General features: G+C 28.0%; 2 protein-coding genes. Both read left to right on the top strand.

Annotation, left to right across the window (positions count from 1 at the left end; translation table 11 throughout):
• Positions 1-431 precede the first annotated feature (431 nt).
• Positions 432-647 carry a hypothetical protein gene (locus JCM16418_RS23275; protein ID WP_036653813.1) on the top strand — a complete coding sequence of 72 codons (216 nt, stop codon included), beginning with the start codon at positions 432-434 and terminating at the stop codon, positions 645-647.
• A 34-nt stretch (positions 648-681) separates the two neighbouring features.
• On the top strand, positions 682-1,502 hold an 821-nt coding region (locus JCM16418_RS23280; RefSeq protein ID WP_036653815.1), incomplete at its 3' end, for an RNA dependent RNA polymerase.

Raw genomic sequence — 1,502 nt, forward strand, 5'->3', positions numbered from 1 at the left:
CGATATGCCTTTTCATAGGACTTGGATGTGTTATTACTTCGATTAGACTTATTGTTTATAAATGATTTTATATCATTATAAACTGTACCTGTATTTAAGATACCAACATTGTTTAGAGAGCCCTTCATTTGATTCAATTTCACCATCTCCTTTATTAATATTGTGTTTCATTTAATTATAAAGGAAATAAATAACAATTGCAATATTGTATAAAAATTATATCTTTTATTTTTAAAGTCATTGACTTTCTGGATTTTTAAATGATATATTAATTTTGAAAAAAGTAATTGTGATTTAAATATTATATTGATTAGGAGTTGATTTTTATAATTTAAGAGTTAAAAATCTAATTATACATTATGTTATCTGTAATATCTATAACACTGAAGAGGAGTCGGTAATTATAAAAACTAAAGAGGAGAATTTAAGTAATGAGAGAAATGAAAAAAAGGTTTTCATACCATAGTACATGGGATGATAAGTATTTTGATGGAGAAATTAGTATCGGACAGACATATGATGAATATACACATAAAATTGTAGATTTGGTTAATGATTGGAATGAAAGATATGATAGTGAATACATAGTAGTGAATGACGATTATACATTAGCTATGAAGAGCGGAAAGATTAAAAGGATTTTATAAAACTGGTCGAGGAATCGGGGTGTTATTAATAAGTTTGGATAAGCAGGTACAAATATACAGTGTTGATACGAATGATTTCTATACTGGTAGAGAAATTAAAATAAATAAAGTCATGAATCGCGGCTATTATTTGCGTAAAAAGATTAAAGCAAAACTTAAAAAAAATGACCACACCAGCAAAAGAATCAGTTCAGTTAATAGACGACTCAGTATCTTAAAGAAAGAACTTTATAAGGAATTTAAAAAGAATGAAGGCATCACAAGAACACTTAACCCTATTCTTTTGAATAAAAACAAGGAGATATCTGTATTTGACTCTGTTCTAACTAGAACATTGAAAATGAAATTAAGCAATAAAGAAAATATAAATTATATCAACGACGAGATCATAGTGGTTCAAACTTATTATTTTGATGTTTTTAAAAGTATCATTGATAGTGGTTTTTATTTTAATAACAATAAGTACATATGCTTTACAGCTTCAGCAGGACAGATCAGAACGAAGAAAACCGTATTCATAAAAGAAGAATTATTCGATAAACATAAAGAAAGTTTATTATGTGGGCTCACTCCAAATAAAATTAATGAACTGGGTGGAGTAAACATAAACAAATACCTCGCTTATTTGGCCTTGTGTAATAGTGCTACTGATACATGGAATTTCAATATCAATAAGTCTATTGTAGTGGATGACATGGAGTTATCATTTTCGAGTGAAGTAGACTATATCAATGATAATACATTTGAGATTACTAGATGTATCAAAGAAATTGAGATCAACCACACAGATGGCTGTGGGATGATCTTACCGAGATTAAGTAAGAAAAACTTTATGATTAGAATGCCTTGGGTTAA

The organism is Paenibacillus pini JCM 16418 (assembly GCF_000576305.1).
In the GTDB taxonomy this organism is placed as follows: domain Bacteria; phylum Bacillota; class Bacilli; order Paenibacillales; family Paenibacillaceae; genus Paenibacillus_AQ; species Paenibacillus_AQ pini.